A 19,500-nucleotide genomic window follows, 5' to 3' on the forward strand; every position below is an offset into this window, starting at 1 on the left:
TGCGCCGATGGTACTGCAATTATGTGGGAGAGTAGGTCGCCGCCTTCCTTATACTAAAAGTCCTTTATCTATAAAAATAAAGGACTTTTTTGTTTGTAGTAATATTAAATTAAAGTATCTGTAATTAATCCTTTATGTGAGATTTCTAATAAAATTATAAAGTACTTTCAAAACTGGATGTTTACTTCTGGTTTCTTCATCTTGGAAAAATAGTTTATCAAGTTCTAAATCTTTAAAACCAATAATGTTTTCAATTTCCGAGTCTTTTATTTTTCTATATGCCATTGACCAATCTGAAAATAACCTATCTTCTAAAACTCCTTTGTCTAGAAGTAGCAAATCGCTATGTCTAGGATCTTTTTTTATCTTTATATACACTTTGTCAATCTCTTCTGGAGGACCTTCTATGTATTGTATAAATTTCCCTTGGATAAGCAAAAGTAATCCTGTTATAGCTAATTTTCTGTTTTTTTCTCTAACTTGGTAAAGTAAATCTTCTACGTCTTTTTCATTTAAAACGTTTGCTTGATTACTCATGTAGGATACATATTCTAATTTCATATTGTAAGGTATGATACCGGAAAAATAAGTATTTTTTTAAATATTTAGTTTATTATTTAGTGAATTCAAAAAAGTTTATTTCAATTTTGTGGAAAATATAAAATAAATGAAGATTAAACTTAAGAAACCAATATGTTTTTTTGATTTAGAAACAACAGGAACCAATATTGCAAAAGATAGGATAGTAGAGATTTCTATTTTAAAGTTATTTCCTAATCAAAATAAAGAAATTAAAACTTGGCTTGTTAATCCAGAAATTCCTATTCCTAGTGAAGTTACAATGATTCACGGTATATCTAATAACGATGTTAAAGATCATCCAACTTTTAATCATCTAGCTTCTATTATCTTACAATTTATTAATGGTTGCGATTTAGCAGGATACAATAGTAATCGTTTTGATATTCCTATGTTAGCAGAAGAGATGTTACGCGCTGAACAAGATTTTGATTTAAAAAATGTAAATTGTGTCGATGTGCAAACTATCTTTCATAAAAAAGAGAAAAGAACACTTGAAGCAGCCTATAAATTTTATTGTAATAAAAATTTAGATCATGCACATAGTGCAGAAGCTGATACTACAGCTACTTATGAAGTTCTCGAAGGTCAGTTAGATATGTATGATGATCTTGAAAATGATATAAAATGGTTGGCAAACTTTAGTAAACATAAAGAATTTGCAGATTTTGCTGGTTTTATAAGATATAATAAGGAGGGAAATGAAATTTTTTCATTTGGAAAACATAAAGGGAAATTAGTTGAAGATGTTTTGCAAAAAGAGCCTGGATATTTTGGATGGTTTCAAAATGCTGATTTTCCAAGGTACACAAAAAAAATCCTTACAGCAATTAAATTAAGACAGTTCAATTCTTAGATTATGAAAATTATTTGCATTGGAAGAAATTACGTTGACCACATTAATGAACTTAAAAATCTAATACCTACTAGTCCAGTTGTCTTTTTAAAGCCGGATTCTTCTATTATTCCCAAAAAAAATCCATTTATTATTCCATCTTTTTCAAATAATATTCATTTTGAAACAGAGTTGGTTTTTAAAATTGACAAAGTAGGAAAGCATATTTCAGAAAAATTTGCGCATAAATATTATTCTAAATTTACACTTGGAATCGATTTTACAGCAAGAGATATTCAGGATAATTTAAAAAACCAATCTCTCCCATGGGAAATTTCAAAAGGTTTTGATGGTGCAACTTTTGTTGCCAATAAATGGTTTAATGTTTCAGATTATAATCTTGATGATATTGCTTTTAGTTTATTTAAAAACGACATTCAAGTGCAATCAGCAGTTTCAGCTCAAATGATTTGGAAAATCGATCAATTAATTACTTACGTTTCTCAATTTTATACTCTCAAAATAGGAGACATTATTTTTACTGGTACTCCCGCAGGTGTAGGTCAAGTTTTAAACGATGATGTTTTAAGTGGTTTTATCGGAAGCGTAAAGGTTTTTAGTTTAAATGTAAAATAGTATGAAAGCTGAAATAATTAGTATTGGAGACGAGATATTAATCGGTCAAATAGTAGATACCAACTCTGCTTTTATAGCCAAACAACTAAATGCAATTGGTATAGAAATTCATCAAATAACTTCTGTTCAAGATAATGAAGAATGTTTGGTTAAAGCTTTTAATAAGGCTAAATCTAAAGTAGATTTAGTTATTACTACCGGTGGTTTAGGTCCTACTAAAGACGATTTAACTAAAAAAACCTGGTGCACATATTTTCAAGATGAATTAATACTAAATGAAGGTGTAATGTCTCATATTGAAGAAATCTTCGAAAAGTATGTTAAGACTCCAATTTTACCAGCCGACAAAAGTCAAGCTTATTTGCCATCTAAATCAATTCCGTTATTTAATAAATATGGTACTGCACCAGGTATGTGGATGGAAACTAGCGAATGTGTTTTTATCTCCTTACCTGGAGTCCCGTTCGAAATGAAATCGCTGTTAATAGATGAAGTTATACCACAGTTGACCAAACGTTTCAAAACTCCTTTCATTTTACACCGAACTGTATTAACTTACGGTTTAGGAGAAAGCGCAATTGCTAACAAGATTGAAAAATGGGAAAACCAACTTCCAGAATTCATTAAACTAGCATATCTGCCAAGTCTCGGTAGAGTTCGTTTAAGGTTAACAGCACGTGGAACTGATGAAGATTTACTAAAGAATGAAATAGATGCCCAAATAAAAGATTTACACACATACATCGGAGACATTATTCGAGGCTATGAAGAAGATCTTGGGTTAGAAGAACAAATAGCTAATTTATTAACTCAAAACAAGCTTACATTGTCTACCGCTGAAAGTTGTACAGGCGGTAAATTAGCATCCACTATAACTGAAATACCGGGAGCATCAGCTTATTTTTCTGGCAGTATTGTTAGTTATGCAACTTCTGCAAAAAATGATGTATTAAAAATTGAAAAAGAATTCATAGAAAAATATTCTGTTGTAAGCGCTGAAATTGCAGAAGAGATGGCTAAGCGAACAAGAGTGTTGTTTAATACAGATGTTTGTATTGCTACTACAGGTAATGCAGGGCCAACTAAAGGAGATAGTGATGCAGATATTGGAACAGTTTTTATAGCTATTTCATCTCGCGTAAAAACTGAATCTTTTCAATTCAATTTTGGCACTCACAGAGAACGCGTAACTCATAAAGCGGTAAACAAATCTTTTGAATTATTAATGGATTTTTTGAGGGCCAATCTAACTAATTTAGTTGCATAAATTTTAAATCAGATTTTGCATTTTGAAGAGAATTAATTGAATAAAAATAAATTACAATATATACTTGGCTATATCGATAAAAAGTAGTTAATTTGCAACCTGTTTTTAAAACTTAAAGAAGTAAAGAAATGTCAAAAGTTTGTGAGCTTACCGGTAAAAGAGCGATGTCTGGAAATAACGTCTCTCACGCCTTAAATAGAACGAAAAGAAAGTTTAATGTAAACCTTATTAAAAAGCGTTTTTACATTCCTGAAGAAGATAAGTGGATTACACTTAAAGTAGCTACTTCGGCATTAAAAACAATTAATAAAAAAGGAATTTCAGCTGTTTTAAAAGAAGCCCGTTCTAAAGGTTTCTTGAAAAAATAGTATAATACGATAAGATTATGGCCAAAAAAGGAAATAGAGTTCAGGTTATTTTAGAATGTACCGAGCATAAAAATTCAGGCAAACCTGGAACTTCTCGATACATTACTACTAAAAATAAAAGAAATACGCCGGATAGAATTGAATTGAAAAAATTTAATCCAATTCTTAAAAAAATGACGGTTCATAAAGAAATAAAATAATAAGCTATGGCAAAGAAATCAGTAGGTACGATACAAACTGGAAGTAAGCGTTTAACAAAAGCCGTTAAAATGGTTAGATCCGCTAAGAGTGGTTCGTACACATTTGTTGAAAAAATTATGAATCCAGAAGACGTAAACGATTTTTTGAAATCTAAATAATTTCAAATTACGTATTTATTATTGGCCGTAGCTTTTGTGTTACGGCTTTTTTGTTTTTACTATATTTGCTAGGCTAAACGCTTTTATATTTTCCATGTTATGGGGTTATTCAAAAAAATATTTTCAAAAGAAAAAAAGGAAAAGCTAGATCAAGGTCTAGAAAAGTCAAAATCTAATTTTTTTAGTAAACTAGGTAAAGCTGTTGCTGGAAAATCTAAAGTAGATGATGATGTTCTTGATGATCTTGAAGAAGTCTTAATTTCTAGCGATGTTGGTGTCTCTACCACCATAAAAATTATCAGAAGAATTGAAGATCGGGTTGCTAAAGATAAATATCTAGGTACCGAAGAGTTAAATGCTATTTTACGAGAAGAAATCGCTAGCCTTCTTAGTGAAACGGAAGATGATAACCTTACTAAAAAACCAGAGCTAGGTCATCCACACGTTATCATGGTTGTAGGTGTAAATGGCGTTGGAAAAACTACAACCATTGGTAAACTAGCTAATCAGTTTAAAAATCAAGGAAAAAAAGTTGTTCTTGGCGCAGGTGATACTTTTAGAGCCGCAGCAATCGATCAACTCCAAATTTGGGCAGACCGTGTCGATGTTCCTATGATTAAGCAACAAATGGGAAGCGACCCTGCTTCAGTTGCCTTCGATACAGTACAAAGCGCCGTTAAACAAAATGCCGATGTTGTTTTGCTAGATACCGCAGGACGTTTGCACAATAAAGTTAATTTAATGAAGGAACTTACTAAAGTAAAACGCGTAATGCAAAAAGTAATACCTTCTGCACCTCATGAAGTTTTACTTGTACTTGATGGTTCTACAGGACAAAATGCATTCGAACAAGCTAAACAGTTTTCTGCTGCTACCGAAGTAACTGCACTTGCCATTACCAAATTAGATGGTACTGCTAAAGGTGGCGTTGTTATTGGTATTAGCGACCAATTGCAAGTTCCTGTTAAATATATTGGAGTAGGCGAAGGAATTGACGACTTACAGGATTTTAATAAAATTGAATTTGTAGATTCTTTCTTTAATCAATAACATGTCAGATTCTTCAAAACAACCCCCAATTCTTAATCCTAAGAATAAAATTGTTTTCAATAAAATAATTTTAATCTACTCTATTTTTTATTTAGCACTTAAAATTTATGCCATTGTTTTTATGAATCAATGGTTAGTTGAAAATTTAATTCTAAGTTCTCCCATTATTGTTATTGGAATTTTAGCTCATTATTTCCAACGTGAACAAATCCAGAATTGGACTTTTATTTTGCTTAGTATTGGTACTGCCATAATTTTAAGATTAAATGAAGCCAAGTGGATACTTCAAATACACGAATTTTTAAATTAAATTCTTATGCTTCAATTGAAATACATTAGTTACTTATTTATTTGCATATTTATTCTTAATTCATGTAAAAATGAAAAAGTATCAAAAACAGCTGAGAAGAAATTCACAACCTGGACTGAATCATCTATCCCAATAATGGATTACGATGAATTTAAACCCATGCTTCAGGCTAAAGACGAGCAAACTTTATATGTTTTTAATTTCTGGGCAACTTGGTGCAAACCTTGTGTTGAAGAACTGCCTTATTTTGAGAAAATCAATCAACGATACGATAATGTTGAAGTGACATTTGTAAGTTTAGATTTTTCAACAAAATTGAACGAACTCGTAATTCCTTTTGCTAATAAGTATAAATTGGTATCTAATATCCTTTTGTTAGACGATACCCGAAGTTTTTATTGGATTCCTGATGTTGATGAAAATTGGAGCGGTGCCATTCCTGCAACTTTAATTTTTTCAAAAAACGAACGTGCATTTTTCGAAAAAGCATTTACATTTGAAGAATTAGAAAGTGAAATTAAAAATCGTTTGCCATGAAAAATATATTCAAATCAATTAGAATTTTAGTTTTAATAAGTATTCCTTTTGTGTTATTTAGCTTTTTCAATCCAACATTGAAAAATGCATACGCTATTGGAGATCAAGTTGAAAATTTTGAATTACCCAATATTGATGGAAAATATGTATCGCTTTCAGATTATACAAATCAAAAAGGAGTAATAGTTATTTTTACGTGCAATACTTGTCCTTATGCTGTAGCTTACGAAGATCGAATTATTGCGCTACATAAAAAGTATGCAGAAAAAGGATACCCAGTATTGGCAATTAATCCAAATGATCCTGAAGTACAACCTGGCGATAGCTTTGCTGAAATGAAAAATAGAGCAAAAGAAAAAGGCTTTACTTTTCCATATTTGTTAGATGAGAAACAACAAGTTTATCCAAAATTTGGAGCATCCAGAACACCGCACGTATTTTTGCTTCATAACGAAAACAGTAACTTTGTTTTAAGATACATTGGTGCTATAGATGACAATTATAAAAATGCTGCTCAAGTAAAAATCCGTTTCTTAGAAAATGCAATTCAAGCTTTAAACGAAGGTAAAGAAATAGAGCTTAAAGAAACAAAAGCGATTGGATGTACAATTAAAACAAAATAATTTTTCCTATAAAATTAATTACAAAATCCACTTCACTTAAAGAAGTGGATTTTCTTTTTCATACATCTTTATAATTCCTTTTTCAAATTCGTACTTTTGCACAGTGAAAAAAACAGAAGGAAAAATAGATTCAAAAAAAGATATTCGAGTTCTTAGCAAAGATCAACTTCGAGAATTCTTTGTACAAGAAGGACACAAAGCATTTCGTGGAAATCAAGTATACGAATGGTTATGGAGTAAAGCATGTTATAGCTTTGATGATATGACCAACTTGTCTAAATCTACCCGTGAATTATTAGAAACACATTTTGTAATCAATAATGTACAAGTTGACCACATGCAAAAAAGTGAAGATGGAACCATTAAAAATGCTGTAAAATTGCATGATGGCTTAACTGTAGAATCTGTTTTAATTCCTACTTTTTCTAGAACTACTGCCTGTGTTTCTTCACAAGTGGGTTGTAGTTTAAATTGTAAATTTTGTGCTACCGCTCAATTAAAAAGGATGCGGAATTTAAACCCAGATGAAATTTACGATCAAGTTGTGGCTATAGATAAAGAAAGTAGAATGTACAATAACATGCCGCTTTCTAACATTGTTTATATGGGAATGGGCGAACCTTTAATGAATTACAATAATGTTTTAAAATCTATTGAAATGATTACCAGTCCTGAAGGCCTAGGTATGTCGCCTAAACGCATTACGCTCTCTACTTCTGGTGTTCCTAAAATGATAAAAAAATTAGCAGACGATGAAGTGCGATTTAATTTAGCAGTTTCTCTTCATTCTGCAAGACAAGAAGTAAGAGCGCAAATTATGCCTTTTACTGAAAAATTTAATTTGGCAGATTTAAGAGAATCATTAGTTTACTGGTTTCAAAAAACTAAAAAGAGAGTTACTTACGAATATATTGTTTGGGAAGGTATAAACGATACACAAGCTGATATTGATGCTTTGGTAGATTTTTGTAAAGCGATTCCATGTAAAGTTAATTTAATTGAATATAACCCAATTGATAGCGACGAATCTTTTCAACAAGCTTCAGATATTGCGGTTGCCAACTATGTAAAGCAACTAGAAAATAAAGGTATAACAGTTACAGTTCGACATTCTCGTGGTAAAGATATTGATGCAGCTTGTGGTCAATTAGCCAATAAACAGTAATTATTCTAACTTTTTTAAATTGCAACATTGATATTATATAACAGAAATATATTCTTTCAGAATTTTTATAACTTTGTTTAAAATATATAAATAATGAAAATTATCTCCAATACACCGCTATATTCAGTCCTTATTTTATTACTGGCACTTTTCTTGAGTTGTGATAGTGATGAATCCTTGCCAGTTGTTAACACAGTAGAAGTGTTAGAAGTTACAACAAACAGCGCTTCAAGTGGCGGAGAAATAATAGATAATGGAGGAAAAACAATAACTGAAAGAGGTGTTTGCTGGTCTACTGACAATACACCTACGATAGAAGATAATAAGACTTCTGATGGAAGCGGACTAGGTCTTTATTCTAGTAACATTACAGGATTAAATTCGTCAACATCTTATTATGTACGTGCTTATGCAACAAATAGTGATGGTACTAGCTATGGAAGTACTATTCATTTTTCAACTCTGAATGGAAATTATGAGTCTACCTTTACAGATTCTAGAGACGGTCAAGTATACAAAGCTGTTGAAATAGGTAGCCAAATTTGGATGGCAGAAAACCTTAAATATTTACCAAGTGTAGCAAGTCCTGATTCAAGTTCAGAATCAGTTCCTTACCATTATGTGTACGGTTATGATGGTAATAGTTTGGCTGCAGCAAAGAACACTTTTAATTATAATAATTTTGGAGTATTGTATAACTGGACAGCCGCTGTAGGAGGATCAAATAATTCGTCTAGTTCAAATCCAAGTGGAATTCAAGGTGCATGTCCTAATGGATGGCATTTACCTAGTAATGCTGAGTGGAATCAATTAACAGATTACTTGGGCAGTGTATTTGTTGCTAATCTCCTTAAAGAACAAGGAGTAGATAATTGGGAAAGTCCCAATGCTGCAATTAATTCAACTGGCTTTACAGCTCTTCCAGGTGGAAGGCGTCGTACTTTTGGACAAAACTATTTTTTTGGTATCGGTACTGCTGGTCATTGGTGGACATCTACCAGTCCAATTAATAATAATGCTGAAGCATATTCAAAGTCTTTACAACAAAATAGAGGCGATTTAATTAATTTTCAATATAATAAAGAAGCTGCTTTGTCTATTCGCTGTGTTAAAGATGAATAGATATCTAAAAGATTAAAAGGCAAATAAGCTCTTGCATTGGCAATTAATTTTTATGTAAATGTCTTTTTGAACAAATAGCTTCAATTTAAGTATGGTTTGAATATTTCCACCATAATTTTATAAAACCTATAACTTCATTTTTTACCTTAGCGTTTCAAAAAATATGATTTGTCTGCAAAAAAATCTTCAAAAGTTAAGGTAACGCCTTTAATGAATCAATACAATGCAATAAAACACAAGTATGCAGATGCTTTATTGTTATTTCGAGTTGGTGACTTTTACGAAACTTTTGGTGAAGATGCTGTAAAAACAGCCCGAATTTTAAATATAGTTTTAACCAATCGAAACAACGGAAGCGAACGTACAGAATTGGCTGGTTTCCCGCATCATTCTTTAAACACCTATCTGCCTAAGCTAGTTAAAGCAGGCGAGCGAGTTGCCATTTGCGATCAATTAGAAGATCCCAAACAAACCAAACAAATTGTAAAACGTGGTGTAACTGAATTAATAACTCCCGGAGTAGCCTTAAACGATGAAGTGCTTCAAAGTAAATCAAACAATTTTTTGGCTGCGCTTCATTTCTCTAAAAATACGGTTGGAGTTAGCTTTTTAGATGTGTCTACAGGCGAGTATCTTGCTTCACAAGGAAAAATAGATTATATCGATAAATTGTTGCGTAATTTTTCTCCAAGCGAAGTCTTGGTTGCTAAACAGGATAAAACTATTTTTAAATCTCATTTTTCACAAGAATTTAATGCGTATTACCTAGAAGATTGGTTGTTTAAGATAGATTATGCAAACGATTCATTAAAACAACACTTTAATACTACATCTTTAAAAGGTTTTGGTATTGAAGATATACAAGAAGGCATTATTGCTGCTGGAGCAATTTTACACTATTTAAGCGAAACCCAACACAACAAAATAAAGCATATTGCACAAATTGCAAGAATACCAGAAGATGCTTACGTGTGGATGGACAAATTTACCATTCGTAATTTAGAATTATACACATCTACATCTCCTGGAGCGGTTACTTTAATTGATGTAATTGATAAGAGCATTACACCCATGGGAAGCCGAATGTTGAAACGTTGGCTCGCTTTTCCGCTGAAAAACAAAACTCAAATTGAACAGCGCCATAATATTGTTAACTTCTTTTATAATCATCATGGAATTCAACAACAAATTCAGCAGCAATTAAAGCAAATTAGCGATTTAGAACGTTTAATTTCTAAAGTAGCTACCCAGAAAATAAGTCCAAGAGAAGTAAATCAACTAAATAATTCACTAGCTGCTGTTTTACCTATTAAAGAAATTTTACTAGTATCTAATTTAGAATCACTTCGCGTTTTAGGTGAAAATATAAACGCATGCGAATTACTTCAACAAAAAATAAAACAAGCTTTAAATGAAGATGCACCGGTTAACATCAATAAAGGAAATGTAATTGCTGAAGGTTTTCACGAAGAATTAGATGAACTACGAAAAATTGCTTTTTCAGGTAAAGATTACTTGGATGAAATGGTAAAAACTGAAATTGAACATACCGGAATTTCAAGTCTTAAAATAGGAAGCAACAATGTATTTGGATATTACTTAGAAGTAAGAAATACACACAAAGATAAAGTTCCTGAAAATTGGATTCGTAAACAAACTTTAGTAAGTGCAGAACGATACATTACTGAAGAATTGAAAACTTATGAAGCTAAAATTCTAGGAGCCGAAGAAAAAATATTAAAATTAGAGCAAGACTTGTTTCAGCAATTGGTTATTTGGTTAGGCGATTATATTGAAGCTGTACAGCAAAATGCTCAATACATTGCAAAAATTGATGTGTTATGTGGTTTCGCTGAGTTAGCAAGAATTGAAAATTATTGCCAACCAAGCATTAATAATTCCTATGCCTTGCAAATTGAAAATGGAAGGCATCCTGTTATTGAAAAACAATTACCAGCAGACGAAGCTTACATTAGTAATTCTATTTTTTTAGATCGAGAAGAGCAACAAATAATCATGGTAACTGGTCCTAATATGAGTGGTAAATCAGCTTTGTTACGCCAAACTGCTCTTATTGTTTTATTGGCACAAATGGGAAGTTTTGTACCCGCTAAATCTGCAGAAATTGGTGTAGTAGATAAATTGTTTACCCGAGTGGGAGCTAGCGATAACATATCCATGGGCGAATCAACTTTTATGGTCGAAATGCACGAAACGGCTTCCATTTTAAATAATATTTCTGAACGAAGCTTGGTATTGCTTGATGAAATTGGTCGTGGTACTAGTACTTACGATGGAATTTCTATAGCTTGGGCAATTAGCGAATACCTGCATGAACATCCAGCTCGTGCTAAAACTTTATTTGCTACACATTACCATGAGCTTAATGAAATGACCGAAAAGTTTCCAAGAATTAAAAATTTTAATGTTTCAATTAAACAGTTAAAAGATAAAGTTTTATTCCTAAGAAAACTCGTAGCTGGTGGAAGCCAACATAGTTTTGGTATTCATGTAGCTAAAATGGCAGGCATGCCACAACATGTTATTTCGCGTGCCAATAAAATTCTAGAAAAATTAGAAAAAAGCCATGCTTCTGAAGAATTAGTAGGTAAATTAAACCAAGCAGCCAACCAACCGCAACTTAGTTTTTTTAATTTAGATGATCCTTTGTTAGAACAAGTTAGAGACGAAATTGTAGATTTAGACATTAACACCTTAACTCCTGTTGAAGCCTTAATGAAACTGAATGAAATAAAACGGATGCTAGTTAAAAAGAAAGATTAACCAATAATCATCCCTGCAATAGTAGCAGAAAGTAATGATGCTAGCGTTCCACCTAATAAGGCTCTAAGTCCAAATTGAGATAAAACTTTTCTCTGTCCAGGAGCTAAAGATCCTATTCCGCCAATTTGAATCCCTATAGATGCAAAATTTGCAAAACCACAAAGCATATAAGTTGCCATGATTACCGATTTTTCAAATTTTAAGCTTAATAAGTTAGCCGTATCTTTTAATTCTGCCAATTGAATATAGCCAACAAACTCGCTAGCTACAATTTTAATTCCTAATAACTGCCCCATTAACATCATGTCTTCTTTGGCTACACCAACCAACCACATTAAAGGAGCAAAAACGAGTCCTAATATAGATTCTAAAGAAAATGATTCGTAAGGAGTGTTGTTTGCAACTACTGCATTTAAGGTAGTTAAATCTCCAAATTTTTCTAAACCATAATTAATCATGGCTATAAAAGCGATAAAAACCAATAGCATTGCACCCACATTGGCAGCTAATTTTAGACCTTCCGTTGTTCCGTTAGAAATCGCATCTAGAATATTCGACCCAATTTTTTCTTGTGAAACTTCTGCTGTTTGATTTATTTTTTCTTGTTGTGGATATAAAATTTTAGAAATAACAATAGCTCCAGGAGCAGCCATTACCGAGGCTGCTAGCAAATGCCTTGCAAACTCTAATTTAGCAACAGGGTCGTCGCCACCTAAAAAACCAATATAAGCTGCTAAAACTCCACCGGCAACTGTTGCCATTCCACCAATCATCACTAAAAGCACTTCAGATTTGGTTAACTTTTCTAAATAAGCTTTAATCATGAGTGGCGATTCGGTTTGACCTAAAAAGATGTTTCCTGCCACGCTTAAACCCTCAGCGCCAGAAATTCCCAATAACTTTCGAAGCACCCAAGCCATGCCTTTAACTACAACTTGAATTACACCTAAGTAAAATAATACCGATGTTAAGGCTGAAAAGAAAATAACTGTGGGTAAAATCTGAAAGATAAAAATAAAGCCAAAAGATTCAGTATTCATTAAATCACCAAGTAAAAATTCACTTCCAGCTACCGTAAAATCAAGAATTTTCACAAAGATTTTGCTAATAATGTCAAAAAAAGCTTGTACATAGCCAATCTTTAAAATACCAATTGCAAGAATTAATTGTGCACTTAGTCCGGCACCAACGGTTTTCCAGCTAATCGCTTTTCGATTAGCACTAAATAAAACAGCAATAATTAATAAAGCAATCATTCCTAAAACTCCACGCCAGAAGCTTTTAAAAGTAAATCCTTGACTTTTTACAAGTTCTTTCTTGTTTTCGGAAGCTAAAACTGATTTTTTTTCAACTTCTTGAAGTTGAATTTTTAATTCGTTATTTTCTAAATATAATTGCGAATCATCTTTTATATAAAATTCAAAACTTGAAAAATTAAAAATATTACCATTGGTTTGAAGTACCAACACACTATCTTTAACTTTATATCTCCCATCAATTTCAACAGAATCTTTAATTATTTTTAGAGTTTCATTTTTACTAAAAGTAAAAGATATTTCAATCTCTTCTGTATTGAAAAATTTTTGATCAGTGTTTTTTTTATATATTTCAGAAACTTTCCACTGCTTTAGCAAATTACTGTTGTTAGTTTGACCAAGTATGCCAAAAAGGCTAAAAAATGTCAATAAGAAGGTAAAGATAATTTTCATTTAAATAAATCTAACGTTTAGAAATTTCGTCTCTAATTTTGGCTGCTTTCTCATAATCTTCATTTTTTACAGCATCTTCTAAGAGTTGGTTTAAATGATTTATGCTAAAATTAGTAAGTTCATTTTTTGAACTAGATGCTGAGCTTTTTCCTGTTGTTTCTTCTTTGTCTGATAATTTGGCATCGAATAACCCAGCACTACTTCCTGGTTTTAGTTGTATGCCAGCCTTTTCAAGTATATTAATGTAAGTAAAAATTGGTGCATCAAACCGAAGAGCTAAAGCAATAGCATCACTAGTTCTTGCATCGATTATTTCTTCAATTTTATCGCGTTCACAAATTAAACTCGAGTAAAAAATGCCATCTACTAGTTTGTGAATAATAACTTGTTTAACATTTACTGCAAAGCGGTCAGCAAAAGCTTTAAATAAGTCGTGGGTTAGTGGCCTAGGCGGTTTAATTTCTTTTTCTAAAGCAATGGCAATAGATTGCGCTTCAAAAGCACCAATAACAATTGGTAATTGTCTTTTGCCGTTAATTTCACTTAGTAGTAATGCATAAGCTCCATTTTGTGTTTGGCTGTAAGATATTCCCTTTATGTTAAGACGAACTAAACTCATGGTTGATTTTAAATAATTAAAAAGCGGTCTAAAAACTAGGCAAATCTACCTAAATTTTAGACCGCCGTTTCAGGCTCCTAAAATATGAATTTAAGCATTATTAGCCTTAAATTCTTTTAGTTTTTCTGTAAGCTTTGGTATAACTTCAAAAGCGTCGCCAACAATACCGTAGTCTGCTGCTTTAAAAAATGGTGCTTCAGGGTCACTATTTACTACTACTTTTGTTTTAGATGCATTTATTCCTGCCAAGTGTTGAATTGCACCAGAAATTCCGATAGCTATGTATAAATTTGATGCAACAGGTTTACCCGTTTGTCCAACATGTTCGCTATGTGGTCTCCATCCCATATCGCTTACCGGTTTTGAACATGCTGTTGCTGCGCCTAATGTGCTGGCTAAATCTTCAATTAAATTCCAATTTTCAGGGCCTTTTAATCCCCGTCCGCCAGAAACTACAATTTCAGCATCTGCAATACTAACTTTATCTGTGTTTTTATCTACCGATTCTACAGTAATGCCAGAATTATTAACCACAACGCCAGTCTCATAATTCACTACTTCAATATCGACTTGGTTTTCATGCACTCCAAATGCATTGCTAGATACACCTATAATTTTAACATTGGTATGTATAGAAGTGATATTAAAAGCTTTATTGGTAAATGCAGTTCGTTTAACTGTAAACTCATTATCTACTTTAGGTAATTCTACAACATTAGATACGTAACCTGCTTCTAAGTTTATAGCCAATAGCGGAGCCAAATATTTTGCATTTGCACTTTGGCTAATCACTATAACTTTTGAATTTTCTTCCTTCGCAATTTCCGAAATAACTTCTGCATAAGCCTCCACATTAAATTTAGTAAAACTATCATTAGCTAAATTTTTTACTTTACTTATTCCGTAAGCTCCTAAATCGTTTGCGCTTTCTGCATTAAAAGAAATTGCAATGGCTTCAGTGTTTAACTGATCGGCTACACTTTTTGCGTATGAAGCTGCTTCTAAGGCTGCTTTTTTAAACTTTCCGTTTTCTGATTCTGTATATACTAGTACTGACATATCTATTTTTTTATATGGCTTTGGCTTCATTATGAAGCAAGTTAATTAATTCATCTATATTTTCTGCATCAACTAATTTTACATCTCCTTTTGGAGCTGGTTTACTAAATTGTTTTGCTTCTGTACTTAATTCGCTAACTGATGCTTCAACTACTTTTAAAGGTTTTTTTCTAGCCATCATTATACCACGCATATTGGGTATTTTTAAATCGCTTTCTTCTACTAAACCTTTCTGACCACCAATTACAAGTGGAAGTGAAGATGTGAGCGTTTCTTTACCGCCATCAATTTCCCGAATAGCAGTTGCTTTATCTCCTTCAACTTCAAGTCCTACACAGGTGTTAATAAAGTTAGCGCCTATTAGTTTGGCAAGCATACCAGGTACCATACCACCATTATAGTCAATAGACTCCCTACCAGCTATAATTAAATCGTAATTGCCATCTTTTGCAATTACTGCTAATTCTTTTGCTACCTGGTATCCATCTTTTGCTTCGGTGTCAACTCGTATGGCTTGGTCTGCACCTATAGCAAGCGATTTTCGAATAGTTGGTTCTGTATCTTTTCCGCCAACTGTAACAACATCTACATTAGCTCCCTGTTTTTCTTTAAACCACATGGCTCTAGTTAGACCAAATTCATCATTCGGATTAATAACAAATTGTACACCATTGGTGTCAAATTTTGTATCGCCATCTGTAAAATTTATCTTTGAAGTCGTGTCGGGCACATGACTTATACAAACTAAAATTTTCATATTTATTTGTTTTCGAATTTACTTGTGCGAATATACAAAAATTAGGCTTTTTTTATTATGCACGCATAACAAAATTTTATTAAATTTTAATAGGCTAAAGTTGTGTTTATTTCTATTTTTGCAACTTCTGAAAATTATATCTAATGAGAACAATACAGTTTAGGGAAGCAGTTTGCGAAGCTATGTCCGAAGAAATGAGAGCAGACGAGTCTGTTTATTTAATGGGAGAAGAAGTTGCTGAATACAATGGTGCATACAAAGCTTCTAAAGGTATGTTAGATGAATTTGGTCCTGATCGAGTAATTGATACACCTATAGCCGAATTAGGTTTTGCTGGAATAGGAGTAGGTTCTGCAATGAATGGCAATCGTCCAATTGTAGAATTTATGACATTTAATTTCTCTTTAGTAGGGATTGATCAAATTATAAATAACGCTGCTAAGATGCGCCAAATGTCTGGAGGACAATTTAACATACCTATTGTTTTTCGTGGGCCTACCGCGTCTGCTGGTCAACTGGGTGCAACGCATTCACAAGCTTTCGAAAGTTGGTATGCAAATACACCTGGTTTAAAAGTTGTAATACCTTCAAACCCTTACGATGCTAAAGGTTTGCTAAAATCTGCAATACGCGATAACGATCCTGTAATTTTTATGGAAAGTGAACAAATGTATGGCGATAAAGGCGAAGTTCCAGAAGAAGAATATACTATTCCTTTAGGAAAAGCAGATATTAAAAGAGAAGGCGATGATGTTACTATCGTTTCATTTGGAAAAATTATAAAAGAAGCTTATAAAGCAGCAGATCAATTAGCAGAAGATCATAATGTTTCTTGTGAAATAATCGATTTACGAACAGTAAGACCCCTAGATTACGATGCAATTATAAATTCTATTAAAAAAACAAACCGACTGGTAATTTTAGAAGAAGCATGGCCATTTGGTAACGTTGCTACTGAAATAACTTATCGTATACAACAAGATGCATTCGACTTTTTAGATGCACCAATAATTAAAATAAATACTGCAGATACACCAGCACCTTATTCTCCAGTTTTACTAAAGGAGTGGTTGCCCAACCACGAAGATGTTATTAAAGCTGTAAAGAAAGTAATGTATCTGTAAGTTGAATAATTTACTTAATTTTGAAGCTTCGTTTGTTACATCAAATGAAGCTTTTTTGTTTATGAAAAAACTCCTTGTAATTTTTGTTCTTCTCTTTGGTACTGCTCTAGTTGCCCAAACCAAAGTAAGCGGCTACGTATACGACGAAGATGGTAATGCTCTACCTTATGCAAATGTTGTATTTCCCAATTCTACCGAAGGTACAATTACTAATGAAGATGGTAAATTTTATTTAGAGTCTGATAAGTCATACTCCAATTTAGAAGTTAATTTTGTTGGTTTTATAACAGAGACAATTCCTTTAAAAAAATCGGCCACGTATAGCCTCAAGGTTACCTTAAAAACAGATAATGAAGCTTTGAGCGAGGTAATAATTTTCAGCGGAAAAACTTCAAAAAAAAACAACCCAGCCATCGATATTTTAAAGAAAATATGGAAAAATAAAAGACAAAATGGAGTAAATAAATTCGATTACTATGCTTTTGATAAATACGAAAAATTAGAATTTGATTTAAATACTATAGATAGTACCTTAATCAACTCCCGAGTTTTTAACGGTATGGAGTTTATTTTTGAAGAAGTAGATACTAACAAAGTAACGGGAAAAACTTATTTGCCTATTTTTATAAACGAAGCCGCTTCTAAAGTATATGGAAATAATGTAAATAATACGAAGCGTGAAATTTTACTAGGAAATAAAAATTCTGGTTTTAGTGATAACCAAACTTTAATTCAATATGTAAAAGATATTTACTCAGAATATAATGTATACGATAATTATTTAAAATTTTTCGATAAAAGTTTTGTCAGTCCTTTGTCTAGAACTGGAATTGATAACTATAATTATGTTTTAGCAGATTCTACTTATATCAATGATAAACATTATTACAACATAGTATATTATCCAAGAAGAAAAGGAGAATTAACTTTTAAAGGAGACTTTTGGGTCAACGATTCTACATGGGCGATTAAAGAAATTAATCTAACCATGAATAAAGATGCAAATATTAACTGGGTTAAAGAAGTATATATTGAACAAGAATTTGAAGTTCTAAACGATTCAGTCTTTTTGATAACTAGAGATCATTTCATGACAGATTTTACTTTTCAAAAAAAAGAAGAATCGCGAGGTGTTTATGGTAAAAGAACTACGCTTTACAGTAATTATGAGTTTAACCAACCTAAATCCAAAACCTTTTATAAAGAAGATTATCAGCCCCATAACGATAGTGTGTATTTTCGAGAAGACAATTTTTGGAAAGATAAGCGGCTTGAACCATTAAATAAAGACGAACAACGTGTTTACACTATGCTAGACACACTCAGAACCGTAGATGCATTCAAGCGAATGTATAGCCTAGGAACTGTGTTAGCAACTAATTACTGGGAAAGAGATGGATGGGACTTTGGTCCTGTTTTTTCTACATTTGGTTACAATGATGTAGAGGGTTTGCGTCTTCGAGCTGGAGGAAGAAGCTATAAAAGTCAAAACGACAAATTCAGATTGCAAGGTTTTTTGGCATATGGTTTTAAAGATGATAAATTTAAATATGGTATTTCGGCTAAATATTTACTAAATCCAAAATTGCATTGGGTAGTTGAAGCAGGTAACCGAAGAGATGTTGAGCAGCTTGGAGCAAGTTTAACCAACACATCAGATGTTTTAGGTAGGAGTTTAGCAAGTTCTGCTGTATTAACAATTGGTGCTAATGCAAGCTTAACCAGTATTAATTTATCAAGTTTAGCCTTTACCATAGAGCCAGCTAGAAATTTTGAAGTTAGGATAGGCTCAACCTATCGAACTTTAATCTCAGCTTCAGATAAATTTAGTATTGCTTATTTTGATGATATTTCAGAAAATTTGGTTAGCGAAGAAACCAAACAATTGGAAACATCAATAATTTTTAAATATATGCCAGGACGTAAAACTTCTGGTTACGGGGTTGAACGGTATATTTTAAACCCAAACGATTATCCAGAGATGTTTTTAAATTATTCTAAAGGATTTACAGGAGCTCTAGACAGCGATTTTAATTATCAAAAGCTACAGTTTTTTTACAGACAGCCGATTCAAATGGGAGGCTTTGGTAAATTTACTTCAACCTTCGAAGCAGGAAAAACATTCGGAGATGTTTCTTTAGGATTACTAGATGTTGTTCCAGGTAATCAAACTTTATTCTCTATTTTAGGTACTTTTCCATTACTTGACTTTTACGATTTTGTAACAGATTCCTATGTTAGTTTACACGTCGAGCATAATTTTAATGGTAGATTGTTTTCCAGAATTCCACTTTTACGCGACTTAGATTTACGTGAAATTGTAAGTGCAAGAGCTGTTTATGGAACAATTTCAGATAGCAATCAAGCCTTAAATGCATCTAATTCTAATCCAGTTTTCTTTGCTCCAGACCAAGAGCCGTATTGGTCATATAGCTTAGGGCTGGGAAATATTTTTAGAGTGTTTCGATTAGATTTTCATTTTAGAGGGAATTATAGAAGTCTGCCTGATGCAAGAACATTTGGTGTTACTGGTGCTTTTGGCTTTTATTTTTAAAAAAAATAAAGAGCTCTAATTAAAGTTTTCTTATTTTTGTCGA

The 19,500-nt window shown here is 32.3% G+C and carries 20 protein-coding genes; 15 read left to right on the forward strand and 5 right to left on the reverse strand.

The features are described 5' to 3' along the window. Positions 1 to 132: 132 nt before the first annotated feature. Entirely contained in the window at positions 133 to 537 is a 405-nt protein-coding gene (locus IEV63_RS11535; protein WP_229737240.1) for a BLUF domain-containing protein, read from the reverse strand. A 130-nt stretch (positions 538 to 667) separates the two neighbouring features. On the opposite strand from IEV63_RS11535, the gene IEV63_RS11540 reads away from it, so the two are divergent. The 13 genes from IEV63_RS11540 (at position 668) to mutS (ending at position 11,635) form a co-directional block, all read left to right on the forward strand. Next, positions 668 to 1,435: a 3'-5' exonuclease gene (locus tag IEV63_RS11540; RefSeq protein ID WP_188406977.1), complete on the forward strand. Its 768-nt coding sequence runs from the start codon at positions 668 to 670 to the stop codon at positions 1,433 to 1,435. A 3-nt stretch (positions 1,436 to 1,438) separates the two neighbouring features. Further along, positions 1,439 to 2,050: a fumarylacetoacetate hydrolase family protein gene (locus IEV63_RS11545; RefSeq protein ID WP_188406978.1), complete on the forward strand. Its 612-nt coding sequence runs from the start codon at positions 1,439 to 1,441 to the stop codon at positions 2,048 to 2,050. Between the two features lies 1 nt (position 2,051). After that, positions 2,052 to 3,317, forward strand: a complete 1,266-nt coding sequence (locus IEV63_RS11550; RefSeq protein ID WP_188406979.1) for a competence/damage-inducible protein A — start codon at positions 2,052 to 2,054, stop codon at positions 3,315 to 3,317. A gap of 128 nt (positions 3,318 to 3,445) precedes the next feature. Next, positions 3,446 to 3,685 (forward strand): 50S ribosomal protein L28, encoded by a 240-nt coding sequence (gene rpmB, locus IEV63_RS11555; RefSeq protein ID WP_188406980.1) that lies wholly within the window; start codon positions 3,446 to 3,448, stop codon positions 3,683 to 3,685. Positions 3,686 to 3,702: 17 nt separating this feature from the next. Beyond that, complete coding sequence (gene rpmG / locus IEV63_RS11560) at positions 3,703 to 3,885, forward strand: 50S ribosomal protein L33 (RefSeq protein ID WP_188406981.1); 183 nt, start codon at positions 3,703 to 3,705, stop codon at positions 3,883 to 3,885. A gap of 6 nt (positions 3,886 to 3,891) precedes the next feature. Then, a complete protein-coding gene (locus IEV63_RS11565) occupies positions 3,892 to 4,044 on the forward strand; it encodes a DUF4295 domain-containing protein (RefSeq protein WP_188406982.1) in 153 nt (50 codons plus the stop codon). A gap of 99 nt (positions 4,045 to 4,143) precedes the next feature. Further along, complete coding sequence (gene ftsY, locus IEV63_RS11570; protein ID WP_188406983.1) at positions 4,144 to 5,094, forward strand: signal recognition particle-docking protein FtsY; 951 nt, start codon at positions 4,144 to 4,146, stop codon at positions 5,092 to 5,094. Position 5,095: 1 nt separating this feature from the next. Next, positions 5,096 to 5,404: a hypothetical protein gene (locus tag IEV63_RS11575; RefSeq protein ID WP_188406984.1), complete on the forward strand. Its 309-nt coding sequence runs from the start codon at positions 5,096 to 5,098 to the stop codon at positions 5,402 to 5,404. A 6-nt stretch (positions 5,405 to 5,410) separates the two neighbouring features. Further along, on the forward strand, positions 5,411 to 5,941 hold the full coding sequence (locus IEV63_RS11580) for a TlpA family protein disulfide reductase (protein WP_188406985.1): 531 nt from the start codon (positions 5,411 to 5,413) through the stop codon (positions 5,939 to 5,941). Then, a complete protein-coding gene (locus IEV63_RS11585; RefSeq protein ID WP_188406986.1) occupies positions 5,938 to 6,564 on the forward strand; it encodes a thioredoxin family protein in 627 nt (208 codons plus the stop codon). The genes IEV63_RS11580 and IEV63_RS11585 overlap by 4 nt, the downstream gene beginning before the upstream one ends. A 103-nt stretch (positions 6,565 to 6,667) precedes the next feature. Next, positions 6,668 to 7,729: a dual-specificity RNA methyltransferase RlmN gene (gene rlmN / locus IEV63_RS11590; RefSeq protein WP_229737241.1), complete on the forward strand. Its 1,062-nt coding sequence runs from the start codon at positions 6,668 to 6,670 to the stop codon at positions 7,727 to 7,729. Positions 7,730 to 7,822: 93 nt separating this feature from the next. Further along, positions 7,823 to 8,851 carry an FISUMP domain-containing protein gene (locus IEV63_RS11595; protein WP_188406987.1) on the forward strand — a complete coding sequence of 343 codons (1,029 nt, stop codon included), beginning with the start codon at positions 7,823 to 7,825 and terminating at the stop codon, positions 8,849 to 8,851. Positions 8,852 to 9,061: 210 nt separating this feature from the next. After that, a complete protein-coding gene (gene mutS / locus IEV63_RS11600) occupies positions 9,062 to 11,635 on the forward strand; it encodes a DNA mismatch repair protein MutS (RefSeq protein ID WP_188407051.1) in 2,574 nt (857 codons plus the stop codon). On the opposite strand, the gene IEV63_RS11605 is transcribed toward mutS, so the two are convergent. The 4 genes from IEV63_RS11605 to IEV63_RS11620 all read right to left on the reverse strand — a co-directional run bounded on the left by IEV63_RS11605 (position 11,632) and on the right by IEV63_RS11620 (position 15,779). Continuing rightward, positions 11,632 to 13,344, reverse strand: a complete 1,713-nt coding sequence (locus IEV63_RS11605) for a NupC/NupG family nucleoside CNT transporter (protein ID WP_188406988.1) — start codon at positions 13,342 to 13,344, stop codon at positions 11,632 to 11,634. The genes mutS and IEV63_RS11605 overlap by 4 nt on opposite strands. Positions 13,345 to 13,354: 10 nt before the next feature. Continuing rightward, positions 13,355 to 13,963: a bifunctional nuclease family protein gene (locus IEV63_RS11610; protein WP_188406989.1), complete on the reverse strand. Its 609-nt coding sequence runs from the start codon at positions 13,961 to 13,963 to the stop codon at positions 13,355 to 13,357. Between the two features lie 90 nt (positions 13,964 to 14,053). Continuing rightward, positions 14,054 to 15,022, reverse strand: a complete 969-nt coding sequence (locus IEV63_RS11615) for an electron transfer flavoprotein subunit alpha/FixB family protein (RefSeq protein ID WP_188406990.1) — start codon at positions 15,020 to 15,022, stop codon at positions 14,054 to 14,056. A 10-nt stretch (positions 15,023 to 15,032) separates the two neighbouring features. Further along, positions 15,033 to 15,779: an electron transfer flavoprotein subunit beta/FixA family protein gene (locus IEV63_RS11620; protein WP_188406991.1), complete on the reverse strand. Its 747-nt coding sequence runs from the start codon at positions 15,777 to 15,779 to the stop codon at positions 15,033 to 15,035. A gap of 143 nt (positions 15,780 to 15,922) precedes the next feature. On the opposite strand from IEV63_RS11620, the gene IEV63_RS11625 reads away from it, so the two are divergent. Both IEV63_RS11625 and IEV63_RS11630 read left to right on the forward strand, forming a co-directional pair. Next, entirely contained in the window at positions 15,923 to 16,903 is a 981-nt protein-coding gene (locus IEV63_RS11625; RefSeq protein ID WP_188406992.1) for a pyruvate dehydrogenase complex E1 component subunit beta, read from the forward strand. 61 nt (positions 16,904 to 16,964) lie between these two features. Next, positions 16,965 to 19,457 (forward strand): DUF5686 and carboxypeptidase-like regulatory domain-containing protein, encoded by a 2,493-nt coding sequence (locus tag IEV63_RS11630; protein WP_188406993.1) that lies wholly within the window; start codon positions 16,965 to 16,967, stop codon positions 19,455 to 19,457. Positions 19,458 to 19,500 lie beyond the last annotated feature (43 nt).

The organism is Psychroflexus salis (assembly GCF_014640175.1).
GTDB lineage: Bacteria > Bacteroidota > Bacteroidia > Flavobacteriales > Flavobacteriaceae > Psychroflexus > Psychroflexus salis.